The organism is Caballeronia sp. EK (genome assembly GCF_014384845.1).
Taxonomy (GTDB): Bacteria; Pseudomonadota; Gammaproteobacteria; order Burkholderiales; family Burkholderiaceae; genus Caballeronia; species Caballeronia jiangsuensis.
In genome coordinates this window covers 92711-112589 of sequence record NZ_JACSUE010000008.1, presented here as the reverse complement: position 1 = coordinate 112589, position 19879 = coordinate 92711, and the positions used below count along the sequence as shown (strand labels likewise).

At 64.9% G+C, this 19879-nt stretch carries 17 protein-coding genes; 7 read left to right on the top strand and 10 right to left on the bottom strand.

The features are described from left to right. The first annotated feature begins 15 nt into the window (after window positions 1–15). From IAG25_RS24815 to IAG25_RS24800, 4 genes are read left to right on the top strand one after another with little or no spacing between them, the layout of a single operon-like run. Window positions 16–804 (top strand): phosphocholine cytidylyltransferase family protein, encoded by a 789-nt coding sequence (locus tag IAG25_RS24815; protein WP_187607220.1) that lies wholly within the window; start codon window positions 16–18, stop codon window positions 802–804. Next, window positions 801–2498: a phosphoenolpyruvate mutase gene (gene aepX, locus IAG25_RS24810; protein WP_187607219.1), complete on the top strand. Its 1698-nt coding sequence runs from the start codon at window positions 801–803 to the stop codon at window positions 2496–2498. The genes IAG25_RS24815 and aepX overlap by 4 nt, the downstream gene beginning before the upstream one ends. Next, on the top strand, window positions 2491–3648 hold the full coding sequence (gene aepY, locus IAG25_RS24805) for a phosphonopyruvate decarboxylase (RefSeq protein WP_187607218.1): 1158 nt from the start codon (window positions 2491–2493) through the stop codon (window positions 3646–3648). Before aepX ends, aepY begins: the two co-directional genes overlap by 8 nt. Continuing rightward, entirely contained in the window at window positions 3648–4712 is a 1065-nt protein-coding gene (locus IAG25_RS24800) for a 2-aminoethylphosphonate aminotransferase (RefSeq protein WP_187607217.1), read from the top strand. The genes aepY and IAG25_RS24800 overlap by 1 nt, the downstream gene beginning before the upstream one ends. On the opposite strand, the gene IAG25_RS24795 is transcribed toward IAG25_RS24800, so the two are convergent. The 10 genes from IAG25_RS24795 to hemN form a co-directional block, all read right to left on the bottom strand. Beyond that, the gene (locus IAG25_RS24795; RefSeq protein WP_187607216.1) at window positions 4713–5150 is read right to left on the bottom strand and encodes a hypothetical protein; all 438 of its coding nucleotides are present in this window, start codon (window positions 5148–5150) and stop codon (window positions 4713–4715) included. 136 nt (window positions 5151–5286) lie between these two features. Next, on the bottom strand, window positions 5287–6615 hold the full coding sequence (gene guaD / locus IAG25_RS24790) for a guanine deaminase (RefSeq protein WP_187607215.1): 1329 nt from the start codon (window positions 6613–6615) through the stop codon (window positions 5287–5289). 24 nt (window positions 6616–6639) lie between these two features. Continuing rightward, window positions 6640–8013: an NCS2 family permease gene (locus tag IAG25_RS24785; protein ID WP_187607214.1), complete on the bottom strand. Its 1374-nt coding sequence runs from the start codon at window positions 8011–8013 to the stop codon at window positions 6640–6642. Between the two features lie 5 nt (window positions 8014–8018). Next, complete coding sequence (locus IAG25_RS24780) at window positions 8019–9041, bottom strand: adenosine deaminase (RefSeq protein WP_187607213.1); 1023 nt, start codon at window positions 9039–9041, stop codon at window positions 8019–8021. Between the two features lie 40 nt (window positions 9042–9081). After that, window positions 9082–10098, bottom strand: coding sequence for a xanthine dehydrogenase accessory protein XdhC (gene xdhC, locus IAG25_RS24775; protein WP_187607212.1), 1017 nt, complete (start codon window positions 10096–10098; stop codon window positions 9082–9084). 41 nt (window positions 10099–10139) lie between these two features. Further along, window positions 10140–12491, bottom strand: coding sequence for a xanthine dehydrogenase molybdopterin binding subunit (xdhB, locus tag IAG25_RS24770; protein ID WP_187607211.1), 2352 nt, complete (start codon window positions 12489–12491; stop codon window positions 10140–10142). Continuing rightward, complete coding sequence (xdhA, locus tag IAG25_RS24765; RefSeq protein WP_187607210.1) at window positions 12488–13996, bottom strand: xanthine dehydrogenase small subunit; 1509 nt, start codon at window positions 13994–13996, stop codon at window positions 12488–12490. The genes xdhB and xdhA overlap by 4 nt, the downstream gene beginning before the upstream one ends. 276 nt (window positions 13997–14272) lie before the next feature. Continuing rightward, window positions 14273–14791 (bottom strand): disulfide bond formation protein B, encoded by a 519-nt coding sequence (locus IAG25_RS24760; RefSeq protein ID WP_187607381.1) that lies wholly within the window; start codon window positions 14789–14791, stop codon window positions 14273–14275. A 143-nt stretch (window positions 14792–14934) separates the two neighbouring features. Beyond that, the gene (locus tag IAG25_RS24755; RefSeq protein ID WP_187607209.1) at window positions 14935–16314 is read right to left on the bottom strand and encodes an amidase; all 1380 of its coding nucleotides are present in this window, start codon (window positions 16312–16314) and stop codon (window positions 14935–14937) included. Window positions 16315–16463: 149 nt separating this feature from the next. Then, window positions 16464–17846, bottom strand: a complete 1383-nt coding sequence (gene hemN / locus IAG25_RS24750) for an oxygen-independent coproporphyrinogen III oxidase (RefSeq protein WP_187607208.1) — start codon at window positions 17844–17846, stop codon at window positions 16464–16466. Window positions 17847–17983: 137 nt separating this feature from the next. On the opposite strand from hemN, the gene IAG25_RS24745 reads away from it, so the two are divergent. From IAG25_RS24745 to IAG25_RS24735, 3 genes are all read left to right on the top strand, one after another. Next, window positions 17984–18271 (top strand): YkgJ family cysteine cluster protein, encoded by a 288-nt coding sequence (locus tag IAG25_RS24745; RefSeq protein WP_035505380.1) that lies wholly within the window; start codon window positions 17984–17986, stop codon window positions 18269–18271. 69 nt (window positions 18272–18340) lie between these two features. After that, window positions 18341–18934 carry a DUF1439 domain-containing protein gene (locus IAG25_RS24740; RefSeq protein ID WP_035505383.1) on the top strand — a complete coding sequence of 198 codons (594 nt, stop codon included), beginning with the start codon at window positions 18341–18343 and terminating at the stop codon, window positions 18932–18934. Window positions 18935–18997: 63 nt separating this feature from the next. After that, entirely contained in the window at window positions 18998–19831 is an 834-nt protein-coding gene (locus tag IAG25_RS24735) for an undecaprenyl-diphosphate phosphatase (RefSeq protein WP_187607207.1), read from the top strand. Window positions 19832–19879 lie beyond the last annotated feature (48 nt).

Genomic DNA, 19879 nt, shown 5'->3' with positions numbered 1-19879 from the left:
GAAGGGAACACAAGCATGCGCGCAATTATTCTTGCGGCCGGGATGGGCTTGCGCCTCGTTCAGCCCGAAGGCCAGCAAAAGCCGAAATGTCTGCTTCGCTTTGGCGACAATTCGGGCGATGCATCGTTGCTCGAGCGTCATCTGCACTTTTTGAAGTCGGCGAATGTCGATGAAGTCGTCTTCGTGACCGGCTTCAAGAGCGAGCAGATCGAAGCCGAGCTGGCCTCCATCGACTGGAAGCCGAAGACCGAAATCGTCGTCAACGAAGCATTCACGCTCGGCAGCGTGCTGTCCGTGCATACCGCGCGCGATGCGATGACGCGCGGCGGCGACGTCCTTCTGATGGACGCCGACGTGCTCTACGACGAACGCATCTTCGAGCCGCTCGTCGCGGGCGGTTCGGTGAATCGCCTGTTGATCGACCGCGATTTCGAAGCCGGCGACGAACCGGTGAAGCTGTGCGTCGAGAACGGCGTGCCGGTCGAACTGCGCAAGCAGGTTGCGGCGGGCCTCAGGTACGACACCATCGGTGAATCGGTGGGTTTCTTCCGTTTCGATCACGCGACGGCCACGCGTCTCGCCGACATCTGCGCCGATTACGTGGCGACGGGCCGCGCGAAGATGCCGCATGAAGAAGCGGTGCGCGACCTGTTGCTGGAAAAGTCCCACGTGTTCGATATCGCCGATGTGACCGGCGCACCGTGGATCGAAATCGATTTTCAGAACGACGTGAAGCGCGCGGCCGATGAAGTGCTGCCGCAATTGAACGCGCTGCGTCAGTTTGCAGGAGCATCCCAACAATGAACGCACCCGAAAACATTCCCGTCGGTTACTCGCGCACCATGCGCCTGCGCGAGATGCTGCAAAGTAATCGCCTCGAATTCCTGATGGAAGCTCACAACGGCATTTCGGCGCGCATCGCGCGGGAAGCGGGCTTCAAGGCGATCTGGGGCTCGGGCCTGTCGATCTCCGCGCAATTCGGCGTGCGCGACAACAACGAGGCGAGCTGGACGCAGGTTGTCGACAACCTCGAATTCATGGCCGACGCGAGCGATCTGCCGATCCTGCTCGACGGCGACACCGGCTACGGCAACTTCAACAACGTGCGCCGTCTCGTGAAGAAGCTGGAGCAGCGCGGCATCGCGGGCGTGTGTATCGAGGACAAGCAGTTTCCGAAGACCAACAGCTTCATCAACGGCGAAGCGCAGCCGCTCGCCGACATCGACGAATTCTGCGGCAAGATCAAGGCGGGCAAGGATTCGCAGAGCGATCCGAACTTTTCGATCGTCGCGCGCGTGGAAGCGCTGATCGCCGGCTGGGGCATGGAAGAAGCACTCAAGCGCGCCGAGGCGTATCGCCAGGCAGGCGCGGACGCGATCCTGATCCACAGCAAATTGTCGAAGCCCGACGAGATCCTGACGTTCGCGCGCGAGTGGGCCGGCCGCGGTCCGCTCGTCATCGTGCCGACGAAGTACTACAGCACGCCGACCGACGCGTTCCGTCAGGCCGGCATCAGCTGTGTGATCTGGGCGAACCATCTGATTCGCGGCGCCGTGTCCGCGATGCAGGCCATCGCGAAGGAAATCCACGACAGCGAGACGCTCGTGAACGTGGAAGACCGTATCGCGTCGGTGAACGAGATCTTCCGTCTGCAGGACGCGGACGAGTACTCGGCTGCCGAAAACATCTATCTGAGCGCGGCCAATGAGAAGCGCAGCGCGATCGTGCTGGCGGCGAGCCGTGGCGCGGGCCTCGAAGCGCTGACCGAAGAACGTCCGAAGGTCATGCTGCCGGTCGCGGGCAAGCCGCTTCTGCGTCATCTGGTCGAGGCGTTCAAGAAGGAAAGCATCAACGACATCACCGTGGTCGGCGGATACCGCGCCGATGCGATCGAGAAGGGCGGCATCCGTCTCGTCGTCAACGAGCGGCACGACACCACGGGCGAGCTTGCGTCGCTCGCCTGCGCGGTCAAGCACATGAACGGCGATACCGTTATTTCCTACGGCGACTTGCTGTTCCGCAGCTACATCCTGCGCGATCTCACCGAGTCGGACAGCGACTTCTGCGTGGTCGTCGATTCGTCGCAGGCGCCGGAAGCAGGCGCTGCGGCGACCGATTTCGCGTACTGCTCGACCGCCGACGATCGCGCGCTGTTCGGCCAGAAAGTGTGGCTCGACAGCGTGGTCGGTGCGGGCCAGGCGCTGACGGAAGGACGCGCGCCGCAAGGCCGCTGGATGGGCCTCATCAAGGTGCGCGCCGGTGCGCGCGAACGCCTGCTCGCGACGCTCGACACGCTGCAACAGCGCGGCGATTTCGACAAGCTCGACATGGCCGCGCTGCTCAACGCGCTGATCGCCGCGGGGCAGAAGATCGAAGTGCAGTACGTGCACGGCCACTGGCGCGGCGTGAACGATCTCGACGATTTCCGTCGCGCGGGCGATTTCGCGCACGGCCAGACGCCCATCGGTTCCGAAGGGACGGAGAACGCGCGTGATTGAGGCCGCCGAGTTCGTCGAGGCCGCGCGCGAGCGTGGTTTCGACTGGTACGCGGGCGTGCCTTGCTCGTTTCTCACGCCATTCATCAATTACGTGTTGCAGGACGAATCGCTGCATTACGTGTCGGCGGCGAACGAGGGCGATGCGGTCGCGCTGATCGCTGGAGTCGAACTCGGCGCGGGTCGCAAGCGCCGCGGCATCGCGATGATGCAGAACTCCGGTCTCGGCAACGCGGTGAGCCCGCTGACGTCGCTGACATGGACGTTCCGTCTGCCGCAGTTGCTGATCGTCACCTGGCGCGGCCAGCCGGGCGTTCACGACGAGCCGCAGCACGCGCTGATGGGTCCGATCACGCCGCAGATGCTCGAAACGATGGAGATTCCGTGGGAGCTGTTCCCGACGGAAGCCGACCAGATCGGCCCGGCGCTCGATCGCGCGACGGAGTACATGGACAGCACCGGCCGTCCGTATGCGCTCGTCATGCAGAAGGGCAGCGTCGCGCCCTACGAGTTGAAGAAGACGGGGCTGTCGGGCGTGCGCGCCAATGCGCATCCCGCGACCGTTGAGCGCTTCGAAGGCGAGCGCGTGACGCGTCACGACGCGCTGCAAAAAGTCATCGCCAGCACGCCGAAGGACACGACTGTCGTGCTCGCGTCGACCGGTTTCTGCGGCCGTGAGCTTTACGCGATCGATGACCGCGAGAACCAGCTCTATCTCGTCGGCTCGATGGGCTGCGTGACGCCGATGGCGCTCGGCCTTGCGCTCTCGCGTCCCGACCTGCGCGTCGTCGCGCTCGACGGCGACGGCGCGGCGCTCATGCGCATGGGCGTCTTCGCGACGCTCGGCGCGTACGGACCGTCGAATCTGATTCACTTGCTGCTCGATAACGGCGCGCACGAATCGACGGGCGGCCAGGCGACGGTGTCGCGGGAAGTCGATTTCGCGTCGATCGCATCGGCGTGCGGTTACGCGCTCGCGCTCGACGGCGACGATATCGGCGTGATCGATCGTCTCTTCGCGGCGAAAGACGTGAACGGCGCACGTTTCGCGCGTTTGTCGATCAGGACCGGCACGCCGGGCGACCTGCCGCGCCCGAAGATCACACCCGAGGACGTGCGCGCGCGTTTGCAACAACACATTGGAGGCCGTTGATGCTGCTGCTCAATCCGGGTCCTGTCACGCTGAGCGAACGCGTGCGCAAGAGCCTGCTGCAAACCGACTTGTGCCATCGCGAGCCGGAGTTCTTCGATTTGCAGGATGAGGCGCGCAAGCGTCTCGTCGCCGCTTACGAACTCGATCCGGCCGTGTGGAGCGCCGTGCTGATGACGGGCTCGGGCACCGCCGCGGTCGAAAGCATGATCGCCGGTCTCGTGCCCGAAGGCGGGCGCCTGCTCGTCGTGGAGAACGGCGTGTATGGCGATCGCATCGCGCAGATCGCGAAGCAATATGGCATCGAGTACGAAGTCGCCAAATACGAGTGGATGCAGGCGCCGGACATCGACGCGATCATCGCGCTGCTCGACAGCAAGAAGTTCACGAATGTCGCGATCATCCATCACGAAACGACGACGGGCCGCCTGAACACGATCGATCAGTTGTCCCGCGCGTGCAAGGAGCGCGGCATCGGCCTGCTGCTCGATGCGGTGAGCAGCTTCGGCGCCGAGGCGATCGATTTCGACGGCGGCGGCATCGCCGCGATCGCCGCGACCGCGAACAAATGCCTGCACGGCGTGCCGGGCGCGGCGTTCGTCATCGCGCGCCGCGATGCGCTGGCGAAGGCGGCGAGCCGCAATTACTACCTCGGCATCGCGCGACTCGCGAAGTTGCAGGACGAGCGCAACACGCCGTTCACGCCGTCCGTGCACGCGTACTACGCGCTCGTCGAAGCGCTGCGCGAGTTCGAAGAGGAGGGCGGCTGGCGCGCGCGTCACGCGCGTTACGCGAAGCTCGCGGAGCAGGTGCGCGCGGGGTTGGCGGCGCTTGGCATCGAGAGCGCGTTGTCGCCGGAGGAGTCGTCGGTGGTGTTGCGGGCGTATCGGCTGCCTGCGGGCGTCACGTATGAAACGCTGCACGACTCGCTCAAGGCGAAGGGCTTCGTGATTTACGCGGGGCAGGGCGGGTTGTCGAAGGAGCTGTTCCGCATTTCGACGATGGGCGCGCTCGATGCGAACGATATGGATCGGTTGATTTCGTCGTTCGTGGCGTTGTTGCGCTGATCACTGCTTGCAAAAAATCGCCGTAATGAAGGGCGCGACGTGGTGCACATCCGCGTCGCTGCCCGCGCCGCGCACCTGCTGTTCGACCTCCTTATCGCCGCCCCACACGACCACGCCGTAAGCGGAATCGGCGATCGGCTCGCCCTTGCCGAGTTTGAAGATCGGGTCATCCTTCTGGTACGCGACGACCACATAGACCTTGAAGCCGTAAGCCGTCAGCGTCGCGCCTTTCACCGGCTTGAACGCGTTGACGGAGTTCGGCTCCACGCGCATCGGCTTCGTTTCGAGCAGTCCGTCCTGCTGCAACGGCGCGACGAAATCGTGCGCGGTCGATTTGCAGTCGAGTTGCGCATCGATCGACTTCGCATGCGCGAGCGCGCCGAGTGACGCGAGCGTCACGGCCAGGGCGATTCGACAGGATCGGGCGACGTGCTTCATGTTGACGCGATGTTCAGGACAGCTTGCACTTTAGCGAGATTGCAAGGAATCTGCACGAATCGTCGCGGGGCGCGTGGCCGAGCCAACAAAAAAGCGGCCCGCGGGCCGCTCGTCGGATGAATCGTCTACAACGGCTTCAGGCCGCCAGTTCCAGCCTCGCCGTGTTGCGCTTGTCGCGCGAATGCACGCGCTTGCCCGCCGCGTAGGTTTCGAACACCGCGCGATCGTCGCCGAGCAGCGCGAACGCGAACAGCAGTTCCTCCAGCGATTCCGTGCGCGAAGTGCGGCGCGCGAGCAGCGGCGTCGCGTTCGGATCGAGCACGACGAAGTCCGCTTCGCTGCCGGGGCTGAGTGTGCCGATCTTGTCGTCGAGTTCGAGCACCTGCGCGGCGCCCGTGGTGGCGAGCCAGAACATGCGCGTCGCGGTCAGATGATGCCCGGTCAGGCGCGCGATCTTGTGCGCCTCGTTCATCGTCTGAAGCATGGAAAACGACGTGCCGCCGCCGACGTCCGTCGCGAGCGCCACGGGCATGTTCGACTCGCCCGCCTTCTCGAAGTCGAACAGGCCGCTGCCGAGGAACAGATTCGAAGTCGGGCAGTGCGACGCCACCGCGCCGGTTTCCGCCATGCGCTCGCGGTCGCGCTCATCGAGATAAATGCAGTGGCCGTACACCGCGCGGCGACGCAGCAGACCGTAGTGATCGTAAATATCGAGATAGCTGCGATGCCCCGGAAAGAGGCTCTCGACCCACTTGATCTCGTCCGTGTTCTCCGCGACGTGACTCTGGATGAACACGTCCTGATGCTTTTGCGCGAGCGCGCCGCACGCTTCGAGCTGCGCTTCCGTCGATGTCGGCGCGAATCGCGGCGTCAGCGCGTAATGCTGACGTCCGCGGCCGTGCCAGCGCGCGATGAGTTCCGCGCTGTCGTCGTAGCCGGATTGCGCCGTGTCGCGCAGAAACTCGGGGCAGTTGCGGTCCATCAGCACCTTGCCCGCGACCATGCGCAGATTGCGCGCCTCGCTTTCGGTGAAGAACGCATCGGCGGATTGCTTGTGCACCGTGCAGTACACGAACGCGGTCGTCGTGCCGCAGGCGAGCAGCTCGTCGATGAAAAAGCTCGCCGTTTCGCGCGCGACCGCCGGATTCTCGAAGCCGCGCTCGGTCGGGAACGTGTAGGTGTTGAGCCACGGCAGCAGGCCCGGCGCGGGCGACGCGATCATGTCCGTCTGCGGATAGTGAATGTGCGAGTCGATGAAACCCGGCACGATCAGCTTGTCGCGCATGGTGTGGACGGTCGCGTCGGCGGCGATCTTGTCGCGCAGCGACGCATACGCGCCTGCCGCGACCACCTTGCCGTCCTCGACGAGCAGAAGGCCGTCGGCCTCGTAGACCGCGCCGTCAGCGGCATGCGCGGGATCTTCCCGGAAGGTCAGCAACTGGGCGCGGTAGGCGGTTTGAGTCATGATGCAACGTCTCCGTTTCTGGGTTTAAAGCTGTGAAAGCAGCACGAGTGAGAAGGCGGCGATGATCCACATCGCCGGCTTGATTTCCTTCGCGCGCCCCGTCGCCGATTTCAGCACGACGAACGCGAGAAAGCCGTACGCGACGCCATCGGTGATCGAGTAGGTCAGCGGGATCAGAATCATCGCGAGGAAGGCGGGAATGGCTTCATCGAAGCGATGCCATTCGATCTGCGTGATCGCTTCCATCATGAACACGCCGACGAGCACGAGCGCGGGCGCGGTCGCGATCGCCGGAACGAGCGAAAGAAGCGGCGAAAGAAACAGGAAGGGCAGGAAGCACAGGCCCGCGACCACGGCGACGAGTCCCGTGCGCCCGCCCGCCGAAATGCCCGCCGCGGATTCGATATACGCGTTCGCCGGGCTCGTGCCGAGCGGCGCGGAGATGAGCGCGGAGAAGGAATCGACCATCATCGACTGGCGGATGTTGCGCGGATTGCCGTCCTTGTCATAGAGCTTGCCGGCTTCGGAAATCGCCATGAACGTGGAGAGCGCGTCGAAGAACGATGTGAACAGCATCACGAAGATGAACGGCCAGTAAATGACCTTCAGCGAGCCGACGAGATCGAGCTGTCCGACCGCCGAAAAGTCCGGCGCGGAGACGAGGCCGTTCCAGTTCACGAGCGTCTTGGTGGCGATCGCGGCGGGCCAGTACGCGGTGCCGTCGCCCCAGAAGCGGCCGATCGGAATCGCGATGATCGTCGTGAACACGATGCCGAGCATCAGCGCGCCGGTGACCTTGCGCGCGACGAGGATCGTCGTGACGGCGAGGCCGATCAGGAACGTGATGACGACGGGATTCAACGAAGCCGAATGCACGATCGTCACCGGATCGCCGACGACGAACTTCGCGTTCACGAGGCCGATCAGGCTGATGAACAAGCCGATGCCGCACGACACCGCGTGCCGCAGATTCGCGGGAATCGCATCGACGACGAGCTTGCGCGCGTTGAACGCCGCCAGCACCGCGAAGATCACGCCGGACCAGAACACGCAGCCGAGCGCGGTCTGCCACGGCATCTTGCCGCCGTGAACCATGACGAACGCGAAGAGCGCGTTCATGCCCATGCCCGGCGCGACGAGCACCGGATTGCGCGCGTAAAGGCCCATCGCGCAACTGCCGAGAAAGCTGACGATGACGGTCGCCGTCAGCGCGGCCGGGAACGGCACGCCCGCTTGCGAAAGAATGCCCGGATTGACGACGATGATGTACATCGCCGTGAGGAACGTCGTGATGCCTGCGACGATTTCCGTCTTCGTGCGCGAGCCCGCCGCACGAATGCCGAAGAAGCGCTCGAGCGCGGTCGAGTCCTGTTGTGGTGTTGTTGCTGTGGTTTCCATGCGCTTTACTGCTTCCAGTGCTGATCCAGGCGCGCGACCATTGCGTCGCGTTCTTCTTCGGTGACGAACGAGGCTTCCAGGCTGTTCTTCAACAACGTGTAGACCTCGTGATCCGTGAGCTTCAGCGCATCGACGATCGCGAAGTAATTCGCGTTGACGTAGCCGCCGAAGTATGCGGGATCGTCGGAGTTGATCATCACCGCGACGCCCTGATCGAGCAGGTCTTTCAGCGTGTGCTTGGTCATGTCGTCGAACACGCAGAGCTTGAGGTTCGAGAGCGGGCACACGGTCAGCGCGATGCGCGCATCCGCGAGACGCGCGACGAGCGCCGCGTCCTCGATGCTGCGCACGCCGTGATCGACGCGATCCACCTTCAGCAGGTCGAGCGCTTCATACACATACGACGGCGGGCCTTCCTCGCCCGCATGCGCGACGAGCTTCAGACCGCGCTCGCGCGCCTTCGTGAACACGCGCTCGAACTTCGACGGCGGATGGCCGCGCTCCGACGAATCCAGCCCGACACCGATCAGCCGATGCGCGTACTTGTCGAAGAGCGGCAATGCGCTTTCGTACGTCGCGAGCGCGTCTTCTTCGGAAAGATGGCGCAGGAAGCAGAGAATCAGCCTGCTCGAAAGACCGCGCTTCTCACCTTCGGCGAGCGCGGCATCGATGCCCGCGACGACCGTTTCGATCGATACGCCGCGTTCCGTATGCGTCTGCGGATCGAAGAAGATTTCCGTGTGCGCGACGTGGTCCGCAAGCGCGCGCTCGACGTAGGCCATCGTCATGTCGTAGAAGTCCTGCTCGGTGAGCAGCACGCTCGCGCCCGCGTAGTAGATGTCGAGGAACGATTGCAGGTCGGTGAACGCGTAAGCGGCGCGCAGCGCATCGATCGAGTCGTACGCGAGCTTCACGTTGTTGCGTTTCGCGAGCGCGAAAATCAGCTCCGGTTCGAGCGACCCTTCGATATGGATATGCAGCTCGGCTTTTGGCGCGCGCGCAATCTTGTCGGCGAGTGTGGGATTCATGTGGGCTTTGTTGTGTTGGGGCTACGGTTGCGCCTGTGGGTCAGGCGGTCTGTTGCGACGACGCGTGGCTCGAAGCGTTGGCTTCGACCGCCTGCAGCAGTTGGGCTGCCGCTGCAACGGCGATCACTTCGGGCGCCTTGTCGACGATGCCGTCGATGCCGATCGGACACACCATCCGCGCGATGAGCGCCGGGTCGATGCCGCGCGCCGCCAGCCGGTGCTCGAACTGCTTCTTCTTCGTGAACGAGCCGATCATGCCGAAGAACGCGAAGTCGCCGCGTCTCAGGATGCATTCCGCCAGCGCGAGATCCACCGTGTGGTTGTGCGTCATCACGATGTAGTACGTGTGGGGCGGCGCGCGGTCCACGGCTTCGTCGGGCGCATCGTTCGGCTCGATCGTCACGTTGTCCGGCACGAACTGCGGCGCGGGGAACGCCGCGTCGCGCTCGTCGACCCAGGTCACGTGGCAGGGCAGCGTCGCGAGCACGCGCACGAGCGCTGCGCCCACATGACCCGCGCCGAACAGCACGACCTGAAAGTCGCGCGGCGCGATGGTTTCGGTCAGCAGCGCGCCGCTCTCGTCGAAACCGGCGCCGTCCCACAGGAGGCAGTCGGCGTCGGTCGCGCCCGGTTCGGGATCGGAGAGCATGACGGCGTCGGGCATCGGCGCGAACGAGACGCTGCGCACGGTCGACAAACCCTGCGCGGTGCGTTTCGAAAGCGTCGTCACCCAGTTCAGATCGGCCACGTCGAGCCGCTCGAACGCGAGCACGACCGCGCCGCCGCAGCACTGGCCGAGGCTCGGGCCGAGAGCGAAACGCTCCAGCCGCCGCATGCGCGGGCTGCGCATGCCGTCCTTCAGCACTTGCCGTGCGGTCTCGATGGCCTTCCATTCCAGATGGCCGCCGCCGATCGTATAGCGCGCTTCCTCGCGCGTGACGATCATCTTCGTGCCCGGCTCGCGCGGCGCGGAGCCTTCGACACGCGCAACCGTCACGAGCACGACGGCGTCGCCGTGCGCGAGCAGGTGTTGCAGGTCGTTCAGCCAAACTTGCATCGAGTGAGCTCCAAAAATGTCGTTGTGCGTCGTCGCAGGCGCTAGTTTACCGGTGCGGCTTCTTCGGCCCCGACAGTCAGCGCGTCAAGAATTGCCTCGGGCGTCGCCGGTGCGCGCAGTTTCGGCGCGTCGGTCGAATCGGGCGTCACCGATGCGATCGCCGCGCGAATCGCCAGCAGCACCGAAAACGCCAGCAACAGCGGCGGCTCGCCCACCGCTTTCGAGCGGAAGACGGTCGGCTCGGCGTTGTCGTTGCCGGCGTTGCGAAACAGGGCGACGTTGAAGATCGCGGGCGCATCGTTGACGGCCGGAATCTTGTAGGTCGACGGCGCGTGCGTCATCAGGCGGCCGTCGCGGTTCCACCACAGTTCTTCGGTCGTGAGCCAGCCCATGCCCTGGATGTAGCCGCCTTCCACCTGGCCGATGTCGATCGCCGGATTGATCGAGCGTCCCGCGTCGTGCAGCAGATCGGCGCGCAGGAGCTTCCACTCGCCGGTGAGCGTATCGACGACAACTTCCGATACCGCCGCCCCATACGCGAAGTAGTAAAACGGATGGCCTTGCAGCGTCTTCGCGTCCCAATGGACCTTCGGCGTCGAATAGAAACCGTCCGACCACAACTGCACGCGCGCGAGATACGCGGCCGCGACGAGCTGATCGAACGGCATCTGCCCGCCGTTCACGTCCACGACGCCGCCATGAAAACGCACATCGGCTGCGTTGCCGCCGAGCTGCTTCACGACGAGTTCGGCGAGACGCGCGCGGATCGTGAGCGCCGCGGCTTCGGCGGCCTTGCCGTTCAGGTCGCTGCCCGTCGATGCCGCCGTCGCCGATGTATTCGCGACCTTCGATGTATCGGTCGCCGTGACGCGCACGCGCTGCAAGCCGATGCCGAGCACGCTCGCGACGACCTGCGCGACTTTCGTGTTCAGCCCCTGACCCATTTCCGTGCCGCCGTGATTGACGAGCACGGAGCCGTCCTTGTACACGTGCACGAGCGCGCCCGCCTGGTTCAGGAACGGCACGTTGAACGAAATGCCGAACTTGACCGGCGTGAACGCGATGCCGCGCCGGAGCACGCCGCCTTTCGCGTTGAACGCGGCGATGTCGGCGCGGCGCGTCTGATACTCGCTCGACGCAATGAGTTCGTCGGTCAATGCCGCGATCACGTTGTCCTCGACCGGCTGACCGTAAGGCGTCACATCGCGATCGCCGATGCCGTAATAGTTCGCGCGCCGCACGTCGAGCGGATCGCGTTTCAGCCGATGCGCGATCTCGTCGAGCATCACTTCCATCACGAGCGCGCCTTGCGGGCCGCCGAAGCCGCGAAACGCGGTGTTCGACTGCGTGTTGGTCTTGCAGCACAGCGCTCGGATGTCGACATCGCTCAGGTAGTACGCGTTGTCGAAATGGCACACGGCGCGCGTGGCGACCGCGCCCGACAAATCCGCCGAATAGCCCGCCCGCAACGCGATCTCGACGCGCGCGCCGACGATGCGCCCGTCGTCATCGAAGCCGCATTCGTATTCGTAGACCGCGTCGTGACGCTTGCCGGTGATCATGAAGTCGTCGTCGCGATCGGCGCGCAGCTTCACGGGACGCTTCAGCAGATGCGCCGCGAGCGACGCCACGCACGCGAACAGCGCCGACTGCGATTCCTTGCCGCCGAAGCCGCCGCCCATGCGCCGGCATTCGCAGAGCACGGCGTGGGTCGGCCAGCCAAGCATGTGCGCGACGACCTGCTGCATCTCGCTCGGATGCTGCGTCGAGCTATGGACGAGCATGCCGTCCTGCTCCTTCGGCAGCGCGTAGGCGACCTGTCCTTCGAGATAGAACTGCTCCTGGCCGCCCACTTCGAACTCGCCTACGAGCCGATGTTTCGCCGCTGCGATGCGTCCGTCCGGGTCGCCGCGGCGCAGATGCAGCGGCGGCAGCACGAACTGGTTGCGCGCCTTCGCTTCGCGCGGCGTGAGCACGGCTTCGAGCGGCTCGTAGCGCACCACATCCTCGCTTTTTGCGAGCGCGGCGGCGCGGCGCGCCAGATCGTGACTCTCGGCGATGACGGCGAATACCGGCTGACCGAGGTACTGCACTTCGTCGGTGGCGAGAATCGGATCGTCGTGCAGCACCGGACCGCAATTGTTCTCGCCGGGGATATCCGCGGCCGTCAGCACCGCGACGACGCCGGGCGCGGCGCGCACCGCATCCAGATCGAGCGACACGATGCGCGCATGCGCGTGCCTCGACAGACCGAGCGCCGCGTGCAGCGTGCCGCGCGACTCGGGGATGTCGTCGGTATAGATCGCTTCGCCGCTCACGTGCAGCGCCGCCGATTCGTGCGGCAGCGCGGCCCCGGCGGCGTCGAGGACCATCGGTTCGGTCAGTCGGTTCATGGCGCTTCCTCCACATGCGCGCCGTACGCGAAGGCGTTCACCTCGGCAAGCGCGAGCGGAGCGTCCGGGCGCGTTTCCAGATAGAACCGCCAAAGCACGTTGCGCGCGACTTTCGCGCGATAGGCGCTCGATGCGCGCATGTCGGTGAGCGGCTGGAAATCGGCGTCGAGCGCGGCCATCGCGGTGCGTGCCGTCGCTTCGTTCCATTCGTGGCCGATGAGCGCCGCTTCGGCCTGCGCCGCGCGTTTGGGCGTCGCCGCCATGCCGCCGAACGCGATGCGCGCATCCGTCACGCGATGGCTTTCGTCGAGCCTGATCGCGAACGCCGCGCACACCGCCGAAATGTCCTGGTCGTATCGCTTCGATATCTTGTAGGTCCGAAAGCGCAGCGCTGCGATCGGACGCGGCACGCGAATCGCCGCGACGAATTCGCCGGCACCGAGCGCGGTCTTCTGATAGCCGAGATAGAACGCGTCGAGTCGCATCGTGCGGGTTTTATCGGCCTTCTGCAGCACGAGTTCCGCATTCAGCGCGATGAGCGCCGGCATCGAATCGCCGATCGGCGAGCCGTTCGCTACATTGCCGCCGAGCGTGCCCGCGTTGCGGATCGGGCGCGACGCGAAGCGCGTCCACAGTTCGGCAAGCTCGGGATAGTCGGCGGCGAGCGCGGCATACGCATCTTCGAGCGAGGCCGCCGCGCCGATCGTCAGCGTTTGCGCGTCGCGTTCGATCGTCTTCAGCTCGTCGACGTTGCCGATATACAGCACATCGCCGAGATCGCGAAACTGCTTCGTGACCCACAGGCCGACATCGGTGCTGCCCGCGAGCAGGCGCGCGTTCGGATGCGCGGCGCGCAATCGGGCGAATTCGGCGCGCGTGACGGGCGCGTGGAACGTGTGCGGGCCGGAAGAATCGGACGCGCGGTATTCGAAGGTCTGCGTGCGCTTCAGCGCGGTCAACTGTTGCGTGATGGCGTCGGCATCGAAGGGCGGACGCGGATACTCGAACATGCGCTGCGCGGCATCGACGATCGGCCGATAACCCGTGCAGCGGCACAGGTTGCCCGAGAGCGCGGTGGCGATTTCATCGCGCGACGGCGGGCCTGCATCGCGAGGATGCTGGTGATAGAGCGCCCACAGCGACATCACGAAGCCCGGCGTGCAAAAGCCGCATTGCGAGCCGTGACAGTCGACGAGCGCCTGCTGCACCGGATGCAGCGCGCCATCCGCGCCGCGCAGATCTTCGACGGTGAAAAGGGCGCGGGAATCGAGCGTGGGCAGAAACTGGATGCACGCGTTGACGGCTTTGAGCGCGAGCGCGCCGGAAGCGTCGAGTTCGCCGGTCACGACGGTGCATGCGCCGCAATCGCCTTCGGCGCAGCCTTCTTTCGTGCCGGTGCAAAGCGCGTTCTCGCGCAGATGCTGAAGCACCGTGCGCGTGGCGGGCGCGTCGCCGATCTCGCGCACGGCGCCGCGTTGAAGGAAGCGGATGGTTTGCGTTGTCATGATTCAGGAAGACATTGCGGACCGGGCGCGCGTTACGCGGTTTCCGATCGCTTCATGGGTTGCGGTGAGAAAAAACTCAGGCTGCCTTTGAGCGAAACGGACTGCGCGCACGTAGATCGCCATCCAGACACGACCTTAACACCCCAATATCCCAAAAATATTGCCGGGTACGTATCAAGATTATGCGGATGCGCTGATGCGGGAAAGGAGGGAGCGCGTAGAGCGCGGTGAAGCGGGGAAAACGGGCGGCGCGCCGAGGTCGCCGCCCGGAATAATTTACCGGACCGTCGTGCGCAGTTTGCGCTTCAGGCGCACGCTTGCCGCGACCAGCACGAAAATCAGCGCAAACGCGATGAGCGACCATTGCGGCAGCGACAGACCGAGGATTGGCGGATACGGCGTTTCGCACAGACCCGCGACCTTAAACACCTGCGGCAGCCAGCTTGCGGGCGGCAGACCGTCGACGATCGGCTGAAGGGCATCGAAACCGCAACTGAAGCCGGGATGCGATTGCACGTACACGTGGCGCACGGCGGTGGCGAGTCCGCCGAGCGCGGAAATCGCGACGAGCGTTTCCAGCAGCGCGATGCCGCGCCAGTTACGGAACGCCGCCCCGAGGAACGCGAAGATCGCGATCAGCACGAAAAAATAGCGCTGAATGATGCACAGCGGGCAGGGATCTTCGCCATGAAAGAATTGCAGATACAGCGCGCCGCCGACGAGACCGAGACTGACGAAACCAAGTAATACGAGCAGGCGGCGCTCGCGGCGCATCACCCGGTCGTCCTGATGCATTGTGAAGTGATTCAAAGAGTTGTTCATTATTTCGCAACGATTCGAGAAGGAAGCACCTGAGTTGCGTGGGTATCGCGGTGAATTCTAGCGCGAACGCCCGATGCGCAAAATCAGCCGCGATATTCAGACGATTTTCGGGCCGCTCAGCGCGTCGTCGCCAGCACGGCTTCGACCGCGCGCCCGATCGACAGCAGGGTGTCGTCGGCGTTCGGCGCGCCCGCGAGCATCAGCCCGACGGGCGCCTCGCCGCGCGGATGGCAGGGCAGCGACAGCGCGCACGCATCGAGGAAATTGAAGGCGGTCGGATTGCGCAGGATCAGCGCATTGGTGCGCGTGAAGGCGTCGTCGTCGGTTTCCAGATCGGCGATGCGCGGCGGCAGCACCGGCACCGTCGGGCAGACGATCGCGTCGAACCGCTGCCAGAGCGTCGTGCGGGCTGCCTCGATCATCGCGTCGCGCGCTTCGCACAAGTCGATGTAGTCGGCCGCGCTCGCCGCTTCCGCGCGCTTCAGACGCGCGAGCACGCGCGGATCGTATTCGTCGCCGCGCTCGGCCATCAGCTTCCGGTGCCACGCATACGCCTCGATTGCCACGAGCGGATAGCGGCTGATTTCCGGCAGTCGATCCAGCGGCGCGAAGCGCACGTCTTCCACCAGCGCGCCCGCGGCGGCCAGATGATTGATCGCCGCGGCGACCGCGCTCGCGACGGGAGATTCGACGCCATCGGTCACGTAGTTCGTGAGCACGCCGAGGCGCACGCCGTCGAGGGGGCGCGTCGCGGGCACGCCGGGGTCGCGTCCGGCGAGAATGCGGTCGACGAGCGCGCAGCACGCGACCGACATGCCGATCGGCCCGAACGAATCGAGCGTCTTCGAGAGGGGCACGCCGCCTTGCTTCGGAATGCGGCTCGCGGTCGGCTTGAAGCCCGTGAGGCCGCACAGCGCGGCGGGAATGCGGATGGAGCCGCCGGTGTCGGTGCCGAGCGCGACGGCGGCCATGCCGTCCGCCACCGACGCCGCCGCACCCGACGACGACCCGCCCGCGATACGCGCGTCGCCCGGAACGTCGGCATGCCACGGGGAACGCGGCGTGCCGTAATGCGGGTTCAGTCCAAGGCCGGAGAAGGCGAATTCGCTCATGTTGGTGCGCCCGACGATCACCGCGCCCGCGCGGCGCAGGCGCGCGACAGCGACGGCGTCGGCCTTGGCGGGAGGCGCATCGCGCAGCGCTTTCGAGCCGGCGCGCGTCACTTCGCCTTCGATATCGAAGAGATCCTTGATCGACACCGGAATGCCCGCGAGCGGCGAAAGCACGGTGCCGGCGCGGCGCAGCGCGTCGTGGGCATCGGCGGCGGCGCGGGCGTGTTCGGCATCGACATGGAGGAAGACGGTCGAGCCCTGGCCAGCAGGATCGGCGATGCGTTCGAGCGCCGCGTCGACGAGCGCGCGGCTCGTCGTGCGGCCGCTTTTCAGATCGGCGGCGAGTTGGGCAAGCGGGGCGAACTGCGGCGAAGTGGTGGGCATGGCGTCGGGCAGTGGCGTTGCTTCATGCGAGAAGGCCGGGCACGCCCGGCGCTTCGCATCGGCAGTGAGTGGATGGGCGCGCCGTGTCGCAAACCTGGGGCGTCCAAGGTGGCTGTCATTCTAAGCCACCGACGCCGATCGAACACCGCTCAGATCGTGCGCGAGAAACGGCGCAGGCTCGCCTGTCCCAGATAACGGTCGAATACCGACGCGACGTTGCGCACCAGCATGCGTCCGGCGGGCAGCACGCGGATCGCGTCGTGCGAGAGGTCGATGAGGCCGTCGTTCGCCATGGGCGCGAGGCGCGCGAGTTCATCGGCGAAAGCTGACGGGAATTCGATGCCGTGCGTCGCCGCGACATCGTCGAAACGCAGCTCGCCGCCGCACATGAGACGCATGATGACGTCGCGGCGGAGTTCGTCGTCGGCGCAAAGGCGCACGCCGCGCGTGATGGCGAGTTCGCCCGCATCGATCGCGGCGGTGTAATCGGCGAGTTCGCGCGCGTTTTGCGCGTAAACATCGCCGATCTTGCCGATCGACGACGCGCCGATGCCGATCAGATCGCAATCCGCGCGTGTGCTGTAGCCCTGAAAGTTACGCTGCAGCGTGCCGGCTTCGAACGCGCGCGCGAGCTCGTCGCCGGGCAACGCGAAATGATCCATGCCGATGTACACATAACCCGCATCGCACATGCGCGCGATCACGCGTTCGAGAATCGCGAGGCGCACGGCGGGCGAGGGCAGCGCGCTTTCGTCGATCTGCCGCTGCATCTTGAAGAGCGACGGCATGTGCGCATAGCCGAACACGGACACGCGATCGGGTTTCAGATCGATGATCGCGTCGAGCGTGCGCGAAAAGCTCTCGACGCTCTGATGCGGCAGCCCGTAGATCAGATCGACGCTCACGGACTTGAAACCGTTGTTGCGCGCGGCGTCGAGCACCATCTCCGTCATTTCACGCGGCTGGATGCGATTGACGGCGCGCTGCACGCGCTCGTCGAAGTCCTGCACCCCGAGGCTCAGCCGATTGAAACCGAGCTCGCGCAGCAACGCGATGGTCGCCGGCGATGCCTCGCGCGGATCGACCTCGATCGAATATTCGGCGCGCTCGTCGGCGACGAGATTGAAATGCTCGCGCGTCGCGGACATCAGTTCGGCCATCTCGTCGTGCGAGAGGAAGGTCGGCGTGCCGCCGCCCCAGTGAAGCTGCGTAACCGGACGCGAGGTGTCGAAGAGCGCGGCTTGCAGTGCGAGTTCGCGCTTCATCCGTTCGAGATAGGGGCGTGCGTGCGCGCGATTTTTCGTCGCGATCTTGTTGCAGCCGCAGTAGAAGCAGACGGTGTCGCAGAACGGGATGTGGAAGTACAGCGAGAGATCGGCGTTCGCTTTCGCCTTGCGCGCGGCTTCGCGATAATGCGCGGGGTCGAACGCGTCGGTGAACTGGACGGCGGTCGGATAGGACGTGTAGCGCGGGCCGTGCGCGTCGTAGCGCGCGAGCAGATCGGGACGAAAGAACGGAGCGGCGGCAGTCATGGCGGATCTCTGGGAATCGTCCGAGTGTAGTCGGCCGATGAGCGCAACATTCGCGCGATAAGGTCGCAGCGATTTGACGAAGCGCAAAGATGAGGCGTGGGACAATATCGTTTCCTTTTGCGCGGTTCAGTGTCGCCATGTCGATCGATTCTTCGTCTCATGCCTGCCGGGAAGCGTGCGGTGCGTGCTGCATCGCGCCTTCGATTTCGAGCCCGATTCCGGGGATGCCGCATGGCAAGCGCGCGGGCGAGCGTTGCGTTCAACTGGGCGACGATCTGCGCTGCAGGATTTTCGGCGATCCGCGCAGGCCGGCGTGTTGTTCCGGTTTGCAGCCGTCCGGCGAGATGTGCGGCGAGACGCGCGAATACGCGTTGACGTGGATCGAACGACTGGAAGCGCAGACGCGGCCCACGCAACTGTCTTGACGATCGGCAGTCGAAGTTCCGAACCGCGCCACGCGGCGCAGACTTGAATAATGCTTTGGAGGATTACGCATGACGGAACCCGTCGCGCCGCTGCGGCGCCGGTTCGTGCTCGCAGGACTGTTGTCCCTGTCCGCGCTTGCATTCACATCGGAGGCTCGATCCGCCTCGAACTCGATATTCCCCTTCATTCCGGATCACTACACATTTTCGACGCAGCAGGTGCAGGACGCGGTCGCGCGCAAGTTCCCGCTGCAACGCACGGCTTCCCAGATATTCGATGTCGTCCTGAGCAATCCGGTCGTCGGCATGGCGCCGGATCGCAATCGCGTGACGGTGCGGGTCGATGCGCGTCTGTCCACGCCGTTCATGCCGAATCCGGTGATCGGCGCGTTCACGCTCTCGACGCAACTCGCCTACGACGCGCCGAGCCGTTCGGTCATTCTCGTTTCACCATCCGTTGACAATGCGCAGTTCAGTGGTGACGCCGCGCAGTACAACCAACAGATTGCGTCGGTCGGCGCGCAACTCGCGGCGCAGCTGCTCGACCGCTATCCGATTCATACGTTCAAGCCCGAGGAACTCCAGTTCGCCGGCGTGTCTTACGAACCCGGTACAATCACAGTCCTTACAAACGGCATACGTGTGCAGATTGTTGAGAAGTGAGTCGAAATCTCTGCGCAATGTGCTCCACAAGCAACGGCGATAACGGCGACAAGGGCTGAACGGATGGACTGGATATTGATGGTGAAGGCGCTCATTCTGGGCGTCGTGGAGGGCTTGACCGAATTTTTGCCGGTTTCGAGCACGGGGCATCTGATCGTGGCGGGCAGTTTGCTGAATTTCACCGACGCGCAATCGAAAACCTTCGACGTCGTCATCCAGTTCGGCGCCATTCTCGCCATCTGCTGGGAATATCGCGCGAAGATCGGCTCCGTGGTCACGGGCCTGCCCGTGCGCGCCGACGCGCGGCGCTTCACGCTGAACGTGATCATCGCGACGATTCCGGCCATCGTCCTCGGTCTGCTTTTCGAGAAGGGCATCAAGTCGGTGCTGTTCTCGCCGGTGCCGGTGTCGGTCGCGCTGATCGTCGGCGGCATCGTGATTTTGTGGGCGGAGTCGCGCCAGCGCGAACGCGCCGTCGCCCCGCGCGTACATTCCGTCGATGATCTTTCCTACTCCGATGCCTTCAAGGTCGGTCTCGCGCAATGCTTCGCGCTGATTCCGGGCACTTCGCGTTCCGGCGCGACGATCATCGGTGGGATGCTGTTCGGACTCGAACGACGCGTCGCCACGGAGTTTTCGTTTTTCCTCGCCATTCCGATCATCTTCGGCGCGACGCTCTACGAAATGGCCAAGTACTGGCGCACGCTGACCGTGGACGATTTCGGGCTGTTCGCGATCGGTCTCGTCGCGGCCTTCGTCAGCGCGTTCGTCTGCGTGCGCTGGCTGCTGCGCTACGTCGCGTCGCACGATTTCACCGCGTTCGCGTGGTATCGCATCGGCTTCGGCCTGCTGATCCTGATCGTCGGATATAGCGGCGGCCTGAGCTGGGCCGACTGACCGCGCTTTCGCCGCGCACCATGCAAAACGCCACGGCTTGCCGTGGCG

Excerpts from the sequence above, each read along its gene's own strand:
- IAG25_RS24815 (WP_187607220.1), top strand. The coding sequence starts at position 16 with ATGCGCGCAATTATTCTTGCGGCCGGGATGGGCTTGCGCCTCGTTCAG.
- aepX (WP_187607219.1), top strand. The coding sequence starts at position 801 with ATGAACGCACCCGAAAACATTCCCGTCGGTTACTCGCGCACCATGCGC.
- IAG25_RS24800 (WP_187607217.1), top strand. The coding sequence starts at position 3,648 with ATGCTGCTGCTCAATCCGGGTCCTGTCACGCTGAGCGAACGCGTGCGC.
- IAG25_RS24795 (WP_187607216.1), bottom strand. The coding sequence starts at position 5,150 with ATGAAGCACGTCGCCCGATCCTGTCGAATCGCCCTGGCCGTGACGCTC.
- guaD (WP_187607215.1), bottom strand. The coding sequence starts at position 6,615 with ATGACTCAAACCGCCTACCGCGCCCAGTTGCTGACCTTCCGGGAAGAT.
- IAG25_RS24785 (WP_187607214.1), bottom strand. The coding sequence starts at position 8,013 with ATGGAAACCACAGCAACAACACCACAACAGGACTCGACCGCGCTCGAG.
- IAG25_RS24780 (WP_187607213.1), bottom strand. The coding sequence starts at position 9,041 with ATGAATCCCACACTCGCCGACAAGATTGCGCGCGCGCCAAAAGCCGAG.
- xdhC (WP_187607212.1), bottom strand. The coding sequence starts at position 10,098 with ATGCAAGTTTGGCTGAACGACCTGCAACACCTGCTCGCGCACGGCGAC.
- xdhB (WP_187607211.1), bottom strand. The coding sequence starts at position 12,491 with ATGAACCGACTGACCGAACCGATGGTCCTCGACGCCGCCGGGGCCGCG.
- xdhA (WP_187607210.1), bottom strand. The coding sequence starts at position 13,996 with ATGACAACGCAAACCATCCGCTTCCTTCAACGCGGCGCCGTGCGCGAG.
- IAG25_RS24760 (WP_187607381.1), bottom strand. The coding sequence starts at position 14,791 with ATGCATCAGGACGACCGGGTGATGCGCCGCGAGCGCCGCCTGCTCGTA.
- IAG25_RS24755 (WP_187607209.1), bottom strand. The coding sequence starts at position 16,314 with ATGCCCACCACTTCGCCGCAGTTCGCCCCGCTTGCCCAACTCGCCGCC.
- hemN (WP_187607208.1), bottom strand. The coding sequence starts at position 17,846 with ATGACTGCCGCCGCTCCGTTCTTTCGTCCCGATCTGCTCGCGCGCTAC.
- IAG25_RS24745 (WP_035505380.1), top strand. The coding sequence starts at position 17,984 with ATGTCGATCGATTCTTCGTCTCATGCCTGCCGGGAAGCGTGCGGTGCG.
- IAG25_RS24740 (WP_035505383.1), top strand. The coding sequence starts at position 18,341 with ATGACGGAACCCGTCGCGCCGCTGCGGCGCCGGTTCGTGCTCGCAGGA.
- IAG25_RS24735 (WP_187607207.1), top strand. The coding sequence starts at position 18,998 with ATGGACTGGATATTGATGGTGAAGGCGCTCATTCTGGGCGTCGTGGAG.